This is a genomic window from Mycobacterium sp. IS-1496 (assembly GCF_001499995.1).
GTDB lineage: Bacteria > Actinomycetota > Actinomycetes > Mycobacteriales > Mycobacteriaceae > Mycobacterium.
Genome location: NZ_LQIU01000067.1, coordinates 18,509 through 35,944, shown reverse-complemented (window position 1 = coordinate 35,944; position 17,436 = coordinate 18,509). Strand labels below are relative to the sequence as shown.

Sequence of the window (17,436 nt, the reverse complement as noted above, 5' to 3'; positions counted from 1 at the left end):
GAGCCGATGGCCGCTTCGTCTGTTCCCCGCCCCGCTCGAACCGCCTTCCCGACCCTGACCGACCAGCTCTATCAGCTCGCCAGTGGTGCGGTGACGGCGGAGGATCTGGTGCGCCGGTCTCTGCACGCCATCTCCGCCAGCCAGCCGACCCTCAACGCGTTCCGGGTGGTGCTGGCCGAACAGGCGCTCGCCGCCGCGGCCGAGGCCGACCGCCGGCGCGCCGCAGGAGATCTGCGCCCGCTGCTCGGCATTCCGATCGCCGTGAAGGACGACGTGGACGTCGCGGGGGTGCCGACGCGGTTCGGCACCAGCGGCACGGTGCGGCCGGCCACCGCGGACGCCGAGGTGGTCCGACGGCTGCGCGCCGCCGGGGCGGTGATCGTCGGCAAGACCAACACCTGCGAGCTCGGCCAGTGGCCGTTCACCAGCGGACCGGCCTTCGGCCACACCCGCAACCCGTGGTCACGCGAGCACACTCCCGGCGGGTCGTCGGGCGGGAGCGCGGCGGCGGTCGCCGCCGGGTTGGTCACCGCGGCGATCGGCTCCGACGGCGCGGGCAGCGTGCGCATCCCGGCGGCCTGGTGCCATGTCGTCGGCATCAAACCGCAGCGCGGCCGCATCTCGACCTCGCCGCTGGCCGAGGCGTTCAACGGCATCACGGTCAACGGGGTGCTCGCGCGCACGGTCGCCGACGCGGCGCTGGTGCTCGACGCGGCCTCGGGCAACGCGACCGGTGATCTGCACCGCCCCGCGCCGGTACGGGTGTCGGAGTACGTCGCCCGGGCACCGGGTCCGCTGCGGATCGGGTTCTCGACGAAGTTCCCCTTCACCGGTTTCCGCGCCACACTGCACCCGGAGATCCGCGCGGCGCTGCAGACCGTCGCCCATCATCTCGAGGAACTGGGCCACACCGTGAAGCCCGCGAACCCCGACTACACCGTCGGCATGTCGTGGAACTTCTTGTCTCGCTCCACTTCTGGGCTGTTGGACTGGACCGAGCGGCTCGGGTACGGCGTCGACCTCGACAAGCGCACCAAAGCAAACGTGCGGATGGGCCGTCTGCTGTCCGAACACGTCCTGCGCAAGGCGCGCGCCAGGGAGGCCGCCGCCCACCGCCGGATCGGCTGGGTGTTCAACCTCTGCGACGTGGTGCTGGCGCCGACCACCGCGCAACCGCCGCCGCGCGTCCACGATTTCGACGACCTCGGCGGACTGGCCACCGACCGCACGATGATCAAGGCGTGTCCGGTCACCTGGCCGTGGAACCTCCTCGGCTGGCCGTCGGTCAACGTGCCGGCCGGGTTCACCGCCGACGGGCTGCCGATCGGGGTGCAGCTGATGGGCCCCGCCGAGAGCGAGCCGCTGCTCATCTCGCTGGCCGCCGAACTCGAGGCGGTCAGCGGGTGGGTCGCCCGCCAGCCCGAGGTGTGGTGGGAGACGCCGCAGGTGCCGCCCGCCGCGACGCCTCAGGCGGCCGACGCACCGCCGGGGGACGATCTGGACCTGCGCGAGACGGCCTAGAAGCCCAGGCGCCCAAGCTGTTTCGGGTCGCGCTGCCAGTTCTTGGCGATCTTGACGCGCAGGTCGAGGTAGACCTTCGTGCCGAGCAGTTTCTCGATCTGCGTCCGAGCGGCCGTGCCGACCTCGCGCAGCCGCGCGCCACCCTTGCCGATCACGATGCCCTTCTGGCTGTCGCGTTCGACGTAGAGGATGGCGTGCACGTCGATCAGGTCGTCACGGCCCTCGCGCGGGCTCATCTCGTCGATGACGACAGCCAAAGAGTGCGGAAGTTCGTCGCGCACCCCTTCGAGCGCGGCCTCGCGGATCAGTTCGGCCATCAGCGTCTCTTCGGGCTCGTCGGTGAGCTCGCCGTCGGGGTAGAACGCCGGTCCGGGCGGCAGCTTGCTCGCGAGCACGTCGGTCAGCACGTCGAGCTGTTCGCCGCTGGTCGCCGATACCGGCACGATCTCGGCGTCGGGCCCGACCAGTTCACTGACCGCGACCAGCTGCGCGGCGACCCGGTCCCTGGGCACCTTGTCGATCTTGGTGACGATCGCGACCAGCGTCGTCCTCGGCGCGACGGCGCGGATCTGCTCGTGGATCCACCGGTCCCCCGGGCCGATCGCCTCGTCGGCGGGGATGCACAGCCCGATCACGTCGACCTCGGAGTAGGTGGTCTTGACCAGGTCGTTGAGGCGCTGCCCCAGTAGCGTGCGGGGCCGGTGCAGACCCGGGGTGTCGACGAGGATGATCTGGAACTCGTCGCGGTGCACGATGCCACGGATGGTGTGCCGGGTGGTCTGGGGCCGGTTCGAGGTGATCGCCACCTTGGCGCCGACGAGCGCGTTGGTCAGCGTGGACTTGCCGGTGTTCGGCCTCCCGACGAAACACACGAAGCCCGAACGGAACTCGTTCCCGCCCGACGGCATCAGACCGGGTTCCCGGCCCGGTCGGTGACGATCACCGCGGCGTCGGCCGACAACTCACGCACCGCGGCCACGCCCGCATCGTCGGCCGCGCCGCCGACCAGCACCGCCGCCTCGAACCCGGCGGCCCCGCTCGACACCGCCGCGGCCACCGCCGCCTGCAGTGCGGTCAACGTCAGCGCGCTCAGCGCGACGGGCGCACCGGCGTAGGTGCGGCCGTCGAGGTCGCGCACGGCGGCGCCACTGCCGGCCTCGGCACGCGCCATCGCGCCGCGGGCCAAGACGACGAGTTTGCCGTCCTCGGGGTCGAGTTCAGTCACCGCGCTCCTCGGGTTCGCTCTGGTCGTCGGGCTCGGGTTCGGTGGGGCTGACCAGAACCGTGCCGATCCGCACCCGGCCCCGGTGGTCGGGGCCGCCCTCGGCCCTCAGTCTCAATCCGTCCCAGGTGATCTCGGCTCCGGGCAGCGGCACCCGCCCGAGTTCGAGGGCGACCAGGCCACCGACGGTGTCGACGTCGAGATCCTCGCCGAACTCGAGGTCGTACAGCTCGCCGAGGTCTTCGATCGGCAGCCGCGCGGACACCCGGTACTCCCGGTTGCCCAGCTCTTCGACCGGCGCCACCTCGTCGGTGTCGTACTCGTCGGCGATCTCGCCCACGATCTCCTCGAGGACGTCTTCGATGGTGACCAGTCCGGCGATGGCGCCGTACTCGTCGACCAGCAGCGCCATGTGATAGCGGTCGCGCTGCATCTCGCGGAGCAGTTCGTCGAGCGGTTTGGAGTCCGGCACGAAGACCGCGTCCCGCATCACCTGTTCGACGGTGGTGTCGCGACCGCCGTTGACGGAGTAGTAGGTCTGCTGGACGAGATCCTTCAGATACACGACGCCGACGACGTCGTCGACATTCTCCCCGATGACGGGGATGCGGGAGTGTCCGCTGCGTACCGCCAACGACGTGGCCTGCCCGGCGGTCTTGTCGGATTCGATCCACACCATCTCGGTGCGCGGCACCATCACCTCGCGGGCCGCGGTGTCGCCGAGTTCGAACACCGACTCGATCATCCGCCGTTCGTCTTCGGCCACCACCCCGCGCTGCTGGGCCAGGTCGACGACCTCGCGCAGTTCGATCTCGGAGGCGAACGGTCCGTTGCGGAAGCCGCGGCCGGGGGTCAGCGCGTTGCCGAGCAGCACCAGCAGCCGGCTGATCGGGGTGAGCAGCACCGAGATCGCCTGCAGCGGAAGCGCGGTGTACAGGGCGATGGGATAGGCGTTCTGCCGCCCGACGGTGCGGGGGCCGACGCCGACGGCGACGAAGCTGGCCACCACCATGATGCCCGCGGCCGCGGTCAGCCCCCAGCTGACGCCGAGATGGCCGTCGAGGTAGGCGGCCAGCAGCACCGTCGCGGTCACCTCGCAGGCGATGCGGAGCAGGACGATCAGGTTGATGTAGCGGGGCCGCTCGTGCATCACCCGCTGCAACCGCACCGCGCCCGGCCGTTCGTCGCGTACGAGTTCCTCGACGCGGGCCATGGACACCGTGCTCAGGGCGGCGTCGATCGCCGCGAACAACCCACCGAAGGCGACGAGCGCGATCACGCCGATGAGCTGGGGAAGTCCGCTCATTCGTCGAAGTACCGGGACTTGTCGAGCAGCCGCCGGTCCCGCTCGGTCTGACGGTCCACGTGGTAGGCCTCGACCTGGTCGGCCACCCACTCCTCGAGCAGTTCACGCTGCAACGCGAACATCTCTTTCTCTTCGTCGGGTTCGGCGTGGTCGTACCCCAGCAGGTGCAGGACCCCGTGCACGGTCAGCAGTGCCAGTTCGTGGCCGAGCGAATGGCCCGCTGTCTCCGCCTGTTTCGCGGCGAAATCGGGGCACAGCACGATGTCGCCGAGCATCGACGGCCCCGGTTCGGGCGAATCCGGACGGCCGCCGGGCTCGAGCTCGTCCATCGGGAAGCTCATCACGTCGGTCGGGCCGGGCAGATCCATCCAGCGCATGTGCAGATCGGCCATCGACGACGTGTCGAGCAGGACCATCGACAGTTCCGCGGCCGGGTTGACGTTCATCTTCTCGATCACGAACCGGGCGACGCTGATCAACTCCTCCTCGGAGACGTCCATGCCCGATTCGTTCGACACCTCGATACTCATCGCGCTACCGCCGCGGCCGGCCGGTGGACGCCCGCCGTTGCGCGCGGTTGAGCTGCGCGGGCTCCTCGAACCGGGCGTAGGCGTCGACGATCTCGGACACCAGCCGGTGGCGCACCACGTCGGCGCTGGTGAGTTCGGCGAAGTGGATGTCGTCGATGTTGTCGAGGATCCGCATCGCCGCGTGCAGCCCCGACGTGGCCCCGCCCGGCAGGTCGATCTGGGTGCTGTCACCGGTGACGACGATCTTCGACCCGAACCCGAGCCGGGTGAGGAACATCTTCATCTGCTCGGCCGTGGTGTTCTGCGCCTCGTCGAGGATGATGAACGCGTCGTTGAGGGTTCGGCCCCGCATGTACCCGAGCGGCGCGACCTCGATGACGCCGGCGCTCATCAGCTTCGGGATCAGTTCCGGGTCCATCATGTCGTGCAGCGCGTCGTAGAGCGGCCGCAGGTACGGGTCGATCTTCTCGCTGAGGGTGCCGGGCAGGAACCCCAGGCGCTCACCGGCTTCGACCGCGGGACGGGTGAGGATGATGCGGCTGACCTGTTTGGTCTGCAGTGCGCTGACGGCCTTGGCCATCGCGAGGTACGTCTTGCCGGTGCCCGCCGGGCCGATGCCGAACACGATGGTGTGCACATCGATCGCGTCGACGTAGCGTTTCTGGTTGAGCGTCTTGGGACGAATGGTCTTACCGCGGCGCGACAGGATGTCCAGCGTCAGCACCTCGGCGGGCGACTCGTCGCCGGTCCCGGTGAGCATGCCGACGCTGTGCCGGATCGCGTCCGGGGTCAGCTGCTGGCCGCTCGAGACGATGGCGACCAGTTCGGAGACCACCCGTTCGGCGAGCGCGACGTCGGCGGGTTCACCGGTGAGGGTGACCGCGTTGCCGCGCACGTGGAGATCTGCTGCCAGCAACCCTTCGAGGGCGCGCAGATTCTCGTCGGCCGAGCCGAGCAGGCCCATGACGAGATCGGGCGGAACATCAATGCTGCTGCGTACCGGGGCGCCATTGGTGGGTGAGCCCGTCATGGGGGCCGCGGAAGACCCGGACGAGTCAGCGTTCGTTTCGCGGGGCGTCACGTGCTGCTTTCTGCCTGCTTTCTGTCTTGTCCGGGCGGGCCGGCCGTATCGTCGCTGGTCCCAGTCTACCGCCGGGTACGACACCACCCCAATGGTTAACCTGTGGGCACCGATGACCCCCCGACCCCGCGCCGCCGCGACCGCCTGGATTCTCGGTGCGACGGCCTATCTGACGGCCGAGGCGGTGACGGCCTCGGCCTACCGGCCGTCCTACAGCTACGCCCACGACTACATCAGCGACCTCGGTGTTCCCGGTCAGCCGCTGGCCGCGCTGATGAACGCCGGGTTCGCCGTGCAGGGTGTCCTCTTCCTGCTGGGCGCGGTGCTGGCGGGCGGATCGCGGCACCGGACGCTGACGGCGTGCGCGGCGGCCAACGCGGTCGGCAACATCCTCGTCGGGACCGTTCCCGCGGGCGGGGGCGCACTGCACTTGGTGGGTGCGACCCTCGCCATCGTCGGCGGCAACGCGGCGGCCCTGGCGGGTGCGTCGCTGTTCACCGGGCTCGCCTACCGGCTGACCTCGTGCGTGCTCGGCGGCGTCGGCCTGCTCAGCCTCACCGTGCTGGCGGTGCACGCGTGGACCGGTGTGGAGGTGCTGCCCGCGCCGGTGTGGGAACGCGCGAGCGTCTACCCGATCCTGACGTGGCAGGTGTGCGCGGCGCTCGCGATGTTGACGGCGCTACTGCCAGCGCGGCGTCAGCACCCCTAGGGCTCCCAGCCCGACGGCCGCCGCGGTCGAGGTGCGCAACACCGTCGGGCCCAGCCGGACGGCCACCGCCCCCGCCGCGGTCAGGGCATCGAGCTCCTCGTCGGCGATACCGCCCTCGGGGCCGACGATCAGCGTCAGCGCCCGGGCCCGCGCCAGATCGAGCCCGGTCAGCGGGGCGGTCGCGGATTCGTGCAGCACGAGGACCGTCGCGCCGCCGGCCACTTCGAAGCTCACCCGCCGCACCAACTCGGCCGTCGTGACCACTCCGTCGACCGATGGGATGTGGGGCCGCCGGGATTGCCGCGCCGCGGCGCGGGCCACCGCACGCCAGCGGCGCAGACCCTTGCCGACCTTCACCCCGTCCCACCGGGCCACACATCGGGCGGCCTGCCACGCGACCACCGTGTCGGCGCCGGCTTCGGTGGCCAGCTCCACCGCCAGCTCGGCGCGGTCGGATTTCGGGATCGCCTGGACGACGGTCACGGCCGGGCTCGGTGGCGGGACGTCCCGACGGTCGAGCACCCGCGCGGTCAGTCTCCCCTTGCCGGCGTCCTCGACCACACAATGCGCCACGGCGCCGCCGCCGTCGCCGAGGTCGAGGTGTTCACCGGTGCGGATGCGCCGCACGGTGGTGGCGTGGAATCCGGCATCGCCGTCGACGACGGCGAGCTCACCGACCTCGGGCAGCGCGTCGACATAGAACAGGTCGCGCACGCGACGAGCCCTCCTAGCGGCCGGTGAACGTCTCGCGCAGCCGGCTGAACAGACCGCCGGAGTTCGACGCGGCGGGTGAACTGCTGGTGCGGACCTCGGCGACGTCGCGGCTGCGGTGCTCCTTGAGCTGGCGCAGCAGGTCGATGTCGGTGTGGTCGAGCTTGGCGGGCACCACCACGTCGATGTGCGCGTGCAGGTCGCCGCGGACGCCCGAACGCAGGTGCGGCATGCCGTGGCCGCGCAACGTCGTCACCGCGCCGGGCTGGGTACCGGCGGCGATGGTCAGCTCCACCGGCCCGCCGAGGATGTCGTCGACGCTGACCGTGGTACCCAGCGCGGCGTCGACCATCGGCACCGACACCGTGCAGTGCAGGTCGTCGCCGTCGCGGACGAACACGTCGTGCGGCTTCTCGTGCACCTCGACGTACAGGTCGCCGGCCGGTCCGCCGCCGGGTCCGACCTCGCCTTGGGCGGCCAGCCGCACGCGCATCCCGTCGCCCACCCCGGCCGGGATCTTGACGCTGATCTCACGCCGGGCGCGAACGCGGCCGTCGCCGCCGCAGCGGTGGCAGGGGTCGGGGATCACTTCGCCCACCCCACCGCACACCGGGCACGGCCGCGCCGTCATGACCTGGCCGAGCAGCGAGCGCTGCACGGTCTGGATCTCACCGCGGCCGCCGCAGGTGTCACACGTCGCGGGCGTCGAGTTGCCGTGTGTGCCCTTGCCGTGGCACAGGTCGCACAGCACGGCGGTGTCGACGGTCACCTGCTTGGTCACGCCGGTCGCGCATTCGGCGAGGTCGAGACGCATCCGCAGCAGGGAGTCCGAGCCGGGCCGGACACGCCCGATCGGTCCGCGAGAGCCGCCGCCCCCGCCGAAGAACGCCTCGAACACATCGCCCAGGCCACCGAAACCGGCGCCGAATCCATTCGCGCCCGACGCGCCCGCACTCTCGAGCGGGTCACCGCCGAGGTCGACGATGCGGCGCTTCTCCGGATCGGACAGCACCTCGTAGGCGGCGCTGATCTCCTTGAACCGGGCCTGCGCCTCCTCGTCGGGGTTGACGTCGGGGTGCAGCTCGCGGGCAAGCTTGCGATAGGCGCGCTTGATCTCCTGATCGCTGGCGCCCTTGCTCACTCCGAGCAGGCCGTAATAATCGCGTGCCACGCTTGACCTTTCAGTGCCGGTGTACCGGCTGTTACGACTTCCTCTTCGACGCGCTCATCGCGTACCCAGGACTTCACCTATGTACAAAGCAACCGCAGCGACATTAGCGATAGTTCCCGGATAGTCCATCCGAGTGGGACCCACCACACCCATGCCGCCGTAGACCTTGCCCGAACTGCCGTAGGCCGTGGTGACCACCGACGTGCCCGCCATCTGTTCGGCCTCGGTCTCGTGACCGATCCGCACGGTCACCTTGCCCGCCTCCTGCTGCGCGGCGAGCAACCGCAGCACCACCACCTGCTCCTCGAGGGCCTCGAGGACCGACCGCAGCGAGCCGCCGAAATCGGCGGTGTTGCGGGTGAGGTTCGCGGTGCCGCCGAGCAGGAGCCGCTCCTCGGCGTGCTCGACGAGCGTCTCGACCAGCACGGTGGCCGAACGGCCGACGGCGTCGGCCAGCCGGTGCGAGATCCCCGGGCTGCCGTTCAGGTGCGAGGCGAGGTCCGAGACGGCCACCGACGCGGCCGAGAGCCGCTTGCCCTCCAGCGCCTGGCCGAGCAGATCGCGCAGCGTGGCGAGTTCGTGTTCGTCGATCGCGTCGCCGAGTTCGACGATGCGCTGGTCGACACGGCCGGTGTCGGTGATGACGACCAGCAGCAGGCGCGCGGGCGTGAGGGCCACCACCTCCAGATGACGGACCGACGAGGTGGACAGCGTCGGGTACTGCACGATCGCGACCTGACGGGTCAGCTGCGCCAGCAATCGCACCGCCCGGCGCAGCACGTCGTCGAGGTCGACGCCGCTCTCGAGGAATTTGAGGATCGCCCGCCGTTCGGCCGACGACAGCGGTTTGACGTCGTCGAGCCGGTCGACGAACTCGCGGTAGCCCTTCTCGGTGGGCACCCGCCCGGAACTGGTGTGCGGTTGGGTGATGTACCCCTCGGCTTCGAGGACGGCCATGTCGTTGCGGACGGTCGCGCTGGACACTCCGAGGTTGTGTCGCTCCACCAGGGTCTTGGAGCCGATCGGCTCCTTGGTGGCGACGAAGTCGGCGACGATGGCGCGCAGCACCTCGAAGCGACGGTCGTCGGCACTACTCATCGTGTTCACCCACCTCTCGGACACAGCGCAGTTCGCGTCCAGTTTACGGTGCTCAGCTGCCGTCCCACGCATCGCGCGGTACGCGTGACTACCCCCCGCCGAGGTTCGGCTAACCTTCGTCGTAGAGGGGGCCGAGCAACCGAAGGCGCGCTGATGATCTTCAAGGGTGTCCGCGACGGTAAGCCTTACCCCGAGCACGGTCTCAGCTATCGCGAATGGTCGCGTATCCCGCCCCGCCAGATCCGGCTCGACGAGATCGTCACGACCACGACCGTCCTCGCGCTGGACCGGTTGCTGTCCGAGGACTCCACCTTCTACGGCGATCTGTTCCCCCACGCGGTCCGCTGGCAGGGCGTGATCTATCTGGAGGACGGTCTGCACCGCGCCGTGCGCTCGGCACTGCGTAACCGCACGGTGCTGCATGCCCGGCTCTACGACATGGACGTGCCGTACTCCCAGCAGATCTAGGCGCACGAGAACGGGCCCCCTCCGCGCGGAGGGGGCCCGTCTCATGTGGTGGTGCGTCTACTCGGAGGCAGCGCCGGACTTGGCGGAATCCTTCGACTCGGACTTCGTCTCGGACTTCGCGTCCTTGGCGCCGTCGTCGTCCTTGGCGTGCTTCGGCGCCGAATCCGATTTGGCCTCGGCCGCTTCCTTGTTGCTGGCGTGACGGCCGCCGGTGAGCGTGCCGATCGCGTCGCGAACCTTCTTCGACGCGGCGGCCTGGTGCCCGGCGATCGCCGTGCGCAGATCCTGGGCGGGCGCCTTCTTCTCGACGGCGGTGTCCGCAGCGGCCTCGTCGACGACGACCGGCGCCGCACCGACGATCTCCTCGGTGACGGTCACCGGCACCTCGGCGTCCTTGAGCGGGACCGAGGCCTCGATGGCGGCCGGCTCGGCCGAGGCCTTCTCACCGAGCGAGGTCTCCTCGACGTCGACGACCACCGTCTCGGAATCGGATACGAGCGCCGTCGCCGAGACGTCGGCGGTACGCGTCTGCTGCGCGCTCGGTGCCGTGACCGTGTTCGGCTTCAGCGCGTCGGCGATCGCGTTCGGCAGACGCACGAACAGGTCGACGATCGGACCGGTGCCGTTGATCAGACCCGGGAAGTACTGGCTCGCGGCGCAGTCATCGCCACATGCCGGGTTGACGTAACCGTTGAACAGGGCGTTGAAAACCGTGCCCGGCGTGTTGACGAGCACGTTGACCGCGCCCGCGGCGTCACCGTCCTGGACCGCCGCCACGAGAGCCTCGGCGGCCAGCGCGATCTCGAAGTTCACCCCGATGAACGGACCGAGGAACGACTTGGTGGTGCCGTTCACGACGCCACCCTGGTCGAAGATCGTGGCGACCACGTCGGTGAAGTTCTGGGCGATCTGCTCCGGAATACCGATGCGGCCCTCGGGAAGTCGGGGGCTCGGCTCGGCGGAGAAGAGCCATTCGGCGATCGGCGACAGAATCGTCAGCGAGTAGACGTTGAAGCGGTTGAGGCGGTCGTACGCCTCGGCGAACTCGCCCCTCTCCAGGGCGGCGCGCGCCTCGTCCAGCAGGACACTGCCGTTGGCGCCGTTCCAGAAGTTCTCGAACGCCTCGGGGACTCCCAGGAATCCCTCGCTGATCTGCCCGAGGTATCCCGCCTGGTTCTCGGCCAGCTGGCCCAGGATCGGGAACGGATTCGCGGTCAGGGCGCCGGCGAGCGCGGTGAGGTTCTCGAACCCGTTCTCGAACAGGTTGCCGTAGACCGCCGCCGGGCTGTCGGTGACCCTCGCGTTGGCGGTCAACTCGAACGCGCGCTGCTGGATCTCGGACACGTTCGGCGCCACCGGAGTGACGGCGATGGCACCGGCACCGACCATCGCGATGCTGGCGAGCAGCAACTTGTTCGGCCGGGGCGTCGAGTACGCCGAATCTGTCTGCGGCCCGGGGCACGACCCGGCGGCGCGAAGAGCTAGTTGCACGAGATCTCCTTCGAAGTGAGGTGCCGCACCTGAGCGGCGCCTGGAAGGTATCTGAGATTTCACTGAGACGCAATAGGTTCGCCTAACCTTAGTAAGGGCGGCTTAATATTGCTGTTTTGCTGGGAATATCGCTTCTCACCGCAGCGTGCGGATCGCCACGCGCGGTCCGTCAGCCGACCTGTCTCGATCTTCACGATCAGAGTGGTACGCCGGTCCCACTCATCGGCGACACGATAGGCACCCCGCCCGCATCACCCGCGCCACATGTTTGCTGTGGATCGGCCGGGCAAACCTTCCCCGAGGGCCGGGTCTACTCCGGCGACATCGCCTCGCGCAGGCTGCGCGGTCGCAGGTCCGTCCAGTTCTCCTCGACGTAGGCGAGGCAGTCCGCGCGGGTGGCCTCGCCGAACACGACGCGCCAGCCCGCGGGCACGTCGGCGAACGTCGGCCACAGGCTGTGCTGCTCCTCGTCGTTCACCAGGACGTAGAAGCGCCCGTTGTCGTCATCGAAGGGGTTGGTGCTCAATGCTTCTCCTGTGTGTCGTGGCTGTGCCGGCCCCCAGATCCGCGCCGAGTACGCGATCGGACAGCAGGCCGAGGCAGCTGAGGTTCGGGAAACCGGGTCCCTGGGTGAGCCCGGCGAGACCGGGCAGGAACAGCTTCGGGGCGACCCCCTCGAGGGCGAGGTCGTGACCGATCGACTCCTGGAGCAGCTCGCCGGTCAGCGGTCCGCCGAGACCCAACTCGAGCAGGTCGCGGGTGTCCTGACCGAGCAGTGGCAGGAACCACAGCGCGTCGGCACCCTGACCATCGATCACGAGGTCGAAACCGTGCACGGTCTCCAGGCGCTCGCCGGCGCGGTCGGTGTGCAGCGTCAGCCGGATCCGGTCGTCGCGCGGCACCGCGTGGGCGACCCGACCCCGCAGGTGGCGGATGCGGTCGTCGGCCAGCAGCGCCTCCTGCACGCGCGCGGAGAACACCCCCCGGTCGGTACGGAACATGGCGTCGCGACGCTCGGCGAGCGTGAGGCTGCTCCAGCCGGTGGGGTCGGAGAACAGCGTGTTCTCGAAGAACCCCTCCCCCCGGGTGAACAGCGTGACCTGCGGCGAGATCACCGTGATCGTCGAAATGCGGTGCCGGAACAGTTCATTGAGCATCGATGCGGCGGTCTCGCCGCCGCCGATCATCGCGACGCGCTCGGCGACGATCAGCTCGTGCCCGGCGACGCGCCGCCAGAAGTCGGCGATCGACATCACCCGCGGATGGCCGGGCAGCAGCGTCCGTTCGGCCTGACCCGGTCCGGTGATCATCATCGCGTCGGCGTCGACCGTCGACTCCGGGGTGTGCAGTTCCCAGCCGCGGCCACCGACCGAGATGCGCTCGACGTCGCCGTGCACCACGGTCATCCCGATGGCGTCGGCGACCCAGCGCAGATAGGCGGCCCACCGGTGATGGTTCGGCGCCGGCCTGCCGCGGTCGATCCACTCGGCGAACTGGGAGGTGGCGACGAGGTAGGCCTGCCAGCTGTGCCGTGTCATCCGCTCGTCGAGTTCGGCGTTGCGCCGTGGTACGAGCGCGGAACGGTACGGGAAACCGATGTCCTTCTCGGGGCTGGTGCCCAACCGGTGCTGCCCGTCGGTCCATCCACCGGCGGCGGTCCAGTTCGCTCCCACCCCGGTGCGTTCGACGACCACCACCTCCGGCGCGTCGACGCCCATGTTGCGGAGTTCGGCGGCCTTGGCGGCCACGGCCACGGCCTTGGGGCCGGCGCCGATCACAGCCAGCGTCGCGGTCATGGGACAACCTCCTGCAGCGCGTCCTGCCACAGGGACTGCAGGACGGCGACGTCGTCGGCGGACAGGATCTCGGACAGCGTCCGCCACTGGGTGGCCAGCACGGGCGCGTCACCGTGGGGAAGGATCGCGGCCATCACGGTCACCTCGTGCCGGACGGCCAGATCCGGTTCGGGGAGCACCGACACCGCGCTGAGAAGTCCCTTGTCGACGTTGAACGCGCCGGCGCCCCGCACGTCGGCGCGGCCCAGGTAGTTCAGCAGCAGTTGCGGTTGCCGGTAGGCGCCGAGCCGTTCGGCGGTGTCGGCCCGCAGATACCGCAGCAGGCCGAAATCGATGCCGTCGCCGGGGATCTCGACCGGACCGCTGTCCGGGTCGACCCGGACGGGGTAGATCGCGCTGAGCAGTCCGACGGTGTCGCCGGTGTCCGCCTCGTCGCTCACGACCCCGTCGGCTCGGCCGTGGGTCTCCAGCGCCAGCAGCGGTGTCGGAGTGGGCTGCCCGAGGCGTCTGCGCCAGGCCGTCACGGTCCGGGCCGCCGCGGCGGCCAGCAGTGCCGGCACGGCCTCCGCCGAGGCGATCAGCCGCGCGGTCAGGTGTGGGTCGGTGACGACGACGCTGACCTGGAGATCACCTGCGCGGTCCGTCGCCGGCTGCACCCGGCGCGCCCCGAGATCCGGATCGGGCCCGTCGAGTTGCGCGGCCCAGAAGTCGGCGGTCTCGAGGCGGTGAGCCCGCTCGTGCAGCAGCGAAGACCATCGGCGGTAGGTGGTGTGTTCGCGGGTCGGCACAGGCGCGCGCCCGGTGTCGAGCGCGTGCCAGGCGGCGTCGAGCTCACCGAGGACGACCCGCCACGACGCCGGGTCGATCGCCAGCACGTGCGCGGTGACCACCAGCACGCCGGGGCCGTGCGCCGGGCGCAGCCACACCGCAGACCACCACCGGCCGCGCTCGGGATCCAGTGTCCGAACGGCGGATTCCGTGTGCTCGGCGACCGCGGCGGCGAGGTCACCGCTCACCGGGGCTTCGGAGACTAATTCTTCTGCGAGCGGATCTGCCTGCGGCACAAGTGTCATGGTGGCGCGGTCGAGCCGGGTGCGGAGCACCTCGTGGCCGTCGACCACGGCCTCGAGCAGCGTGCGCAGCGCGTCGGCCGTGATGCCGTCCGGCAACGGGATCGCCTCGGTCTGCGCGAGCCGGCGCGGGTCGCCGTGCTCGTAGAGCCAGTGCACGTTCGGCAGCACCGGGATGGGATCCGACGAGGCCGTCTCCAGTGCTTCCGTCTTCTGCGTGTCCGACTCGGCGTCGATCGCCGCGGCGAGTTCGCGGATCGACCCGCATTCGAGCATCAACCGGGCCCGCACGCCGACGCCGCGGCGGCGGGCTGCCTGGACCACCGACAGCGCCACGATGCTGTCCATCCCGAGCGTGAGCAGGTCGGCGCCGACGTCCACCGCGGTGGCGCCGAGCAGTTCGGCGACCGCCTCGGCCAGGGCGGTCTCGGTGGGCGTCTCGGGGGCGGCCGCCGGGCCGGTGGCGGCGTCGTGCGCGGCGAGGGCGGCGTCGTCGATCTTGCCGTGTGCGGTCAGCGGCAGTTCGTCGAGCACCGCGATGTGGTGCGGGACGAGGTAGCGCGGCAGCCGGGCGCTGAGCATGCGCCGAAGCTCGGCGACGGCGACGTCGGCGCCGGCGGTGGCCGCGTAGGCCATCAACCGGGGGCCCGCGGCGTGCGCGCGGACGGCGACGTGGGCCGCGCGCACCGCGGGGTGGGTCTGCAGCACCGCGCACACCTCACCGGGTTCGACCCGGAAGCCGCGGATCTTGGCCTGATCGTCGCTGCGGCCGAGGTACTGCAGGGCGCCGTCGCGGTCCCGGCGCACCACGTCGCCGGTGCGATACATCCGGTTGCCGACCTGGAACGGGTCCGCGACGAACCGGCCGGCGGTCTCGCCGGCCCGGTTGAGATAGCCGCGGGTGAGCTGGGCGCCGGACAGGTACAACTCCCCCGCGACGCCGTCGGGGACCGGACGCAGCCACGCATCGAGGACGTAGGCGCGCGTGTGGCGGGTCGGTGACCCGATCACCGGGTGCGGGTGTTCGGCGATCGGCGCGACGACGGCCTCCACGGTCGTCTCGGTGGGCCCGTAGCAGTTGTAGGCGCTCATCGCCGTGCGCGCGCACCTATCGCGGATGAACCGCCAGGTACCGCCGCCCACCGCTTCGCCGCCGAGCGCGAGCACCGCCAGCGGCACCCGTGACATCAGCCCGAAAGCCTTGAGCTGAGCGAACATCGACGGTGTGGTGTCGATCATGTCGATGCCGTGCCGGTCGATGGTGTCGACCAGCGCTTCGGCGTCGCGTTGGACGTCGTCGCCGATGATGTGCACCGAGTGGCCTTCGAACAGCGCGACCAGCGGCTGCCAGGCGGCGTCGAAGGTGAACGACCAGGCGTGCGCGATCCGCAGCGGACGGCCCAGCCGTTCGGCCGAAGGCCGGAGCACGTGCCGGGCGTGGTCGTCGCCGTAGGCCAGCAGCGCGTCATGGGTGCCGATCACGCCCTTGGGGACGCCGGTGGTGCCGGAGGTGAACACCGCGTAGGCAGCCCGGCCACCGGTGACGGCCGCCGGCGTCCACGATGGGTCGGGTTCGCCGACTGCGGCCAGCAGCGCATCGTCGACGACGACGGGTGCCGACGTCTGGCGCAGGATCTCCTCGATCCGCTGCCCCGCCATCCCCGGATCGAGCGGCACGATCATGCCCCCCGCCTTGAGCACGGCCAGCATCGCGACCACGTAGTCCGGACCGCGCGAGAGTGCCACGGCGACCGGCGTTTCCGCGACGACTCCGCGCGCGGTCAGGGCGGCGGCCAGCCGGTCGGCGGCGGCGTCGACGTCACGGTAGGTGAGGGCGCCGCCCTCCCAGCTGACCGCGACGGCGTCCGGCGTGCGGAGCGCCGCCTCGGTGAACGCGGTGTGCACACCGGTCCGGTCCGGCGCCTCGACGACGGCGGACACCTCAGGACGGTCGCCGGGCCGGATGTGCACGTCACGAAGTGGCGCGTCCCAGAGGGCGATCAGCCGTTCGACGGTGTCGAGCAGGCACTGCCCGACACCGCGCGGGGTGAGCAGACCCAACGCGCCGTCGAGGGTCTCCACCAGCACCGTCAACCGCTCACCGGCCATGTGGGCGGCGATGGTCACCGGGAAGTGTGACAGGCTCTCCAGCGCCGCGGGGATGAAGGTGGCGCCTGCGGCCTCGAAGCGGTGATCGCCGCCGGCCAACCCGCCCGGCGGGAAGTTCTCGTAGACCAGCAGGGAGTCGAACAGCTCCCCCACCCCGGCAAGGGCGCGCAGCTCGGCGTGGGCGAGATAGCTGTGCTCGCGCAGCGCGGCGGCGGTGCGCTGCAGCGAAAGGCACTGACCGCCAACGGTGTCGACCGGGTCGAGCCGCACCCGCAGCGGCACGGTGTTGATGAACAGGCCGACCATGGTCTCGACACCGGCGAGTTCGTCCGGGCGTCCCGACACCGTCATCCCGAAGGTCACGTCGCGGCGGTCGGTGAAGACGGACAGCATTGCCGCCCAGGCCATCTGAACCAGCGTGTTGACGGTGACGCCGCGGGAGCGGGCCGCCTCCGTCAGCCGGTGGGTGGCGGCGGCGTCCAGCGCGACCTCGGTACGCCGCGGGAGCCCCGCGGCCGGTTCGACGGCGGACAGCGCCGGGGTCAGAAGCGTCGGCGCGTCGATGCCGGCGAGGTGCTCGGCCCACAGCGCCCGGCTCGCCGCCTGGTCGCGGCCGGCCAACCAGCCGATGTAGTCGCGGTAGGGCCGAGGCGGGCCGCCCAGCGCGCTCAGGTCTCCACCCGCGCGGTAGAGCGCCACCAGTTCACCGACGAACAGCGGAAGCGACCAGCCGTCGATCACGATGTGGTGCGCGACGATCACCAGTCGCCATGTGCTGCCGGGCAATTCGATCAGCAGGAATCGGATCGCCGGTCCGCGTTCGAGGTCGAACGGCCGCCGCCGCTCGCGGTCCTCCAGTGCGGCCACCTCGTCGGCGTCCCGGGCCTGCACGTGCTGCCAGGGCAGGTCGACGCGGGCCGGGACGACCTGGACGGGGCGGGGCAGGTCGCCCCGGAAGAAGCCGGCCCGCAGGTTCGGGTGCCGGGTCAGCATCGCGGACGCACATTCGCGCAGCCGGGTGGTGTCCAGCGTTCCGGTCACGTCGGCGGCCATCGCGATCACATAGGGATCGCCGTCGGTGTGCTCGGTGCCGGCCAGCATGGTCATCGAGTAGAGGCCCTGCTGCAGCGGGCTCAACGCCATCACGTCCTCG

At 70.6% G+C, this 17,436-nt stretch carries 15 protein-coding genes; 3 read left to right on the top strand and 12 right to left on the bottom strand.

All coding sequences use genetic code 11. From position 1 onward, the window contains the following. Positions 1 to 6 precede the first annotated feature (6 nt). Positions 7 to 1,521, top strand: a complete 1,515-nt coding sequence (locus AU195_RS22755; RefSeq protein WP_059161285.1) for an amidase — start codon at positions 7 to 9, stop codon at positions 1,519 to 1,521. Here AU195_RS22755 and era read toward each other — a convergent pair. From era to AU195_RS22730, 5 genes are read right to left on the bottom strand one after another with little or no spacing between them, the layout of a single operon-like run. Further along, positions 1,518 to 2,429 (bottom strand): GTPase Era, encoded by a 912-nt coding sequence (gene era, locus AU195_RS22750; RefSeq protein WP_059161284.1) that lies wholly within the window; start codon positions 2,427 to 2,429, stop codon positions 1,518 to 1,520. The genes AU195_RS22755 and era overlap by 4 nt on opposite strands. Next, positions 2,429 to 2,746 carry a cytidine deaminase-like protein gene (locus tag AU195_RS22745; RefSeq protein ID WP_059161283.1) on the bottom strand — a complete coding sequence of 106 codons (318 nt, stop codon included), beginning with the start codon at positions 2,744 to 2,746 and terminating at the stop codon, positions 2,429 to 2,431. Before AU195_RS22745 ends, era begins: the two co-directional genes overlap by 1 nt. Further along, positions 2,739 to 4,049 (bottom strand): hemolysin family protein, encoded by a 1,311-nt coding sequence (locus tag AU195_RS22740; protein ID WP_059161282.1) that lies wholly within the window; start codon positions 4,047 to 4,049, stop codon positions 2,739 to 2,741. Before AU195_RS22740 ends, AU195_RS22745 begins: the two co-directional genes overlap by 8 nt. Continuing rightward, on the bottom strand, positions 4,046 to 4,579 hold the full coding sequence (gene ybeY / locus AU195_RS22735; RefSeq protein WP_059161281.1) for an rRNA maturation RNase YbeY: 534 nt from the start codon (positions 4,577 to 4,579) through the stop codon (positions 4,046 to 4,048). Before ybeY ends, AU195_RS22740 begins: the two co-directional genes overlap by 4 nt. Before the next feature lie 4 nt (positions 4,580 to 4,583). Then, complete coding sequence (locus AU195_RS22730; RefSeq protein WP_059161280.1) at positions 4,584 to 5,660, bottom strand: PhoH family protein; 1,077 nt, start codon at positions 5,658 to 5,660, stop codon at positions 4,584 to 4,586. Positions 5,661 to 5,772: 112 nt separating this feature from the next. On the opposite strand from AU195_RS22730, the gene AU195_RS22725 reads away from it, so the two are divergent. Further along, positions 5,773 to 6,369 (top strand): DUF998 domain-containing protein, encoded by a 597-nt coding sequence (locus AU195_RS22725; protein WP_286149457.1) that lies wholly within the window; start codon positions 5,773 to 5,775, stop codon positions 6,367 to 6,369. Here the strand turns inward: AU195_RS22725 and AU195_RS22720 are convergent. The 3 genes from AU195_RS22720 to hrcA are packed head-to-tail and all read right to left on the bottom strand — an operon-like array spanning position 6,340 to position 9,349. Next, on the bottom strand, positions 6,340 to 7,083 hold the full coding sequence (locus AU195_RS22720; RefSeq protein WP_059161278.1) for a 16S rRNA (uracil(1498)-N(3))-methyltransferase: 744 nt from the start codon (positions 7,081 to 7,083) through the stop codon (positions 6,340 to 6,342). The genes AU195_RS22725 and AU195_RS22720 overlap by 30 nt on opposite strands. A gap of 13 nt (positions 7,084 to 7,096) precedes the next feature. Then, positions 7,097 to 8,251: a molecular chaperone DnaJ gene (gene dnaJ, locus AU195_RS22715; protein ID WP_059161277.1), complete on the bottom strand. Its 1,155-nt coding sequence runs from the start codon at positions 8,249 to 8,251 to the stop codon at positions 7,097 to 7,099. A 54-nt stretch (positions 8,252 to 8,305) separates the two neighbouring features. Beyond that, the gene (hrcA, locus tag AU195_RS22710; protein ID WP_059161397.1) at positions 8,306 to 9,349 is read right to left on the bottom strand and encodes a heat-inducible transcriptional repressor HrcA; all 1,044 of its coding nucleotides are present in this window, start codon (positions 9,347 to 9,349) and stop codon (positions 8,306 to 8,308) included. A 153-nt stretch (positions 9,350 to 9,502) separates the two neighbouring features. On the opposite strand from hrcA, the gene AU195_RS22705 reads away from it, so the two are divergent. After that, complete coding sequence (locus tag AU195_RS22705; protein ID WP_011560844.1) at positions 9,503 to 9,817, top strand: type II toxin-antitoxin system VapB family antitoxin; 315 nt, start codon at positions 9,503 to 9,505, stop codon at positions 9,815 to 9,817. Positions 9,818 to 9,874: 57 nt separating this feature from the next. Here the strand turns inward: AU195_RS22705 and AU195_RS22700 are convergent, their stop codons facing one another. The 4 genes from AU195_RS22700 to AU195_RS22685 form a co-directional block, all read right to left on the bottom strand. Next, entirely contained in the window at positions 9,875 to 11,308 is a 1,434-nt protein-coding gene (locus tag AU195_RS22700) for a cell envelope integrity TolA family protein (protein WP_157531225.1), read from the bottom strand. 310 nt (positions 11,309 to 11,618) lie between these two features. Next, positions 11,619 to 11,834 carry an MbtH family protein gene (locus AU195_RS22695; protein WP_059161275.1) on the bottom strand — a complete coding sequence of 72 codons (216 nt, stop codon included), beginning with the start codon at positions 11,832 to 11,834 and terminating at the stop codon, positions 11,619 to 11,621. Then, positions 11,812 to 13,104, bottom strand: coding sequence for an NADPH-dependent L-lysine N(6)-monooxygenase MbtG (mbtG, locus tag AU195_RS22690; protein ID WP_059161274.1), 1,293 nt, complete (start codon positions 13,102 to 13,104; stop codon positions 11,812 to 11,814). Before mbtG ends, AU195_RS22695 begins: the two co-directional genes overlap by 23 nt. Beyond that, on the bottom strand, positions 13,101 to 17,426 hold the full coding sequence (locus tag AU195_RS22685; protein WP_172800693.1) for a non-ribosomal peptide synthetase: 4,326 nt from the start codon (positions 17,424 to 17,426) through the stop codon (positions 13,101 to 13,103). Before AU195_RS22685 ends, mbtG begins: the two co-directional genes overlap by 4 nt. Between the last annotated feature and the right edge of the window lie 10 nt (positions 17,427 to 17,436).

Coding starts and splice junctions, on each gene's coding strand:
- AU195_RS22705 (WP_011560844.1), top strand. CDS start 9,503: ATGATCTTCAAGGGTGTCCGCGACGGTAAGCCTTACCCCGAGCACGGT.
- AU195_RS22740 (WP_059161282.1), bottom strand. CDS start 4,049: ATGAGCGGACTTCCCCAGCTCATCGGCGTGATCGCGCTCGTCGCCTTC.
- AU195_RS22755 (WP_059161285.1), top strand. CDS start 7: ATGGCCGCTTCGTCTGTTCCCCGCCCCGCTCGAACCGCCTTCCCGACC.
- AU195_RS22685 (WP_172800693.1), bottom strand. CDS start 17,426: ATGGCGTTGAGCCCGCTGCAGCAGGGCCTCTACTCGATGACCATGCTG.
- mbtG (WP_059161274.1), bottom strand. CDS start 13,104: ATGACCGCGACGCTGGCTGTGATCGGCGCCGGCCCCAAGGCCGTGGCC.
- AU195_RS22725 (WP_286149457.1), top strand. CDS start 5,773: ATGACCCCCCGACCCCGCGCCGCCGCGACCGCCTGGATTCTCGGTGCG.
- era (WP_059161284.1), bottom strand. CDS start 2,429: ATGCCGTCGGGCGGGAACGAGTTCCGTTCGGGCTTCGTGTGTTTCGTC.
- ybeY (WP_059161281.1), bottom strand. CDS start 4,579: ATGAGTATCGAGGTGTCGAACGAATCGGGCATGGACGTCTCCGAGGAG.
- hrcA (WP_059161397.1), bottom strand. CDS start 9,349: ATGAGTAGTGCCGACGACCGTCGCTTCGAGGTGCTGCGCGCCATCGTC.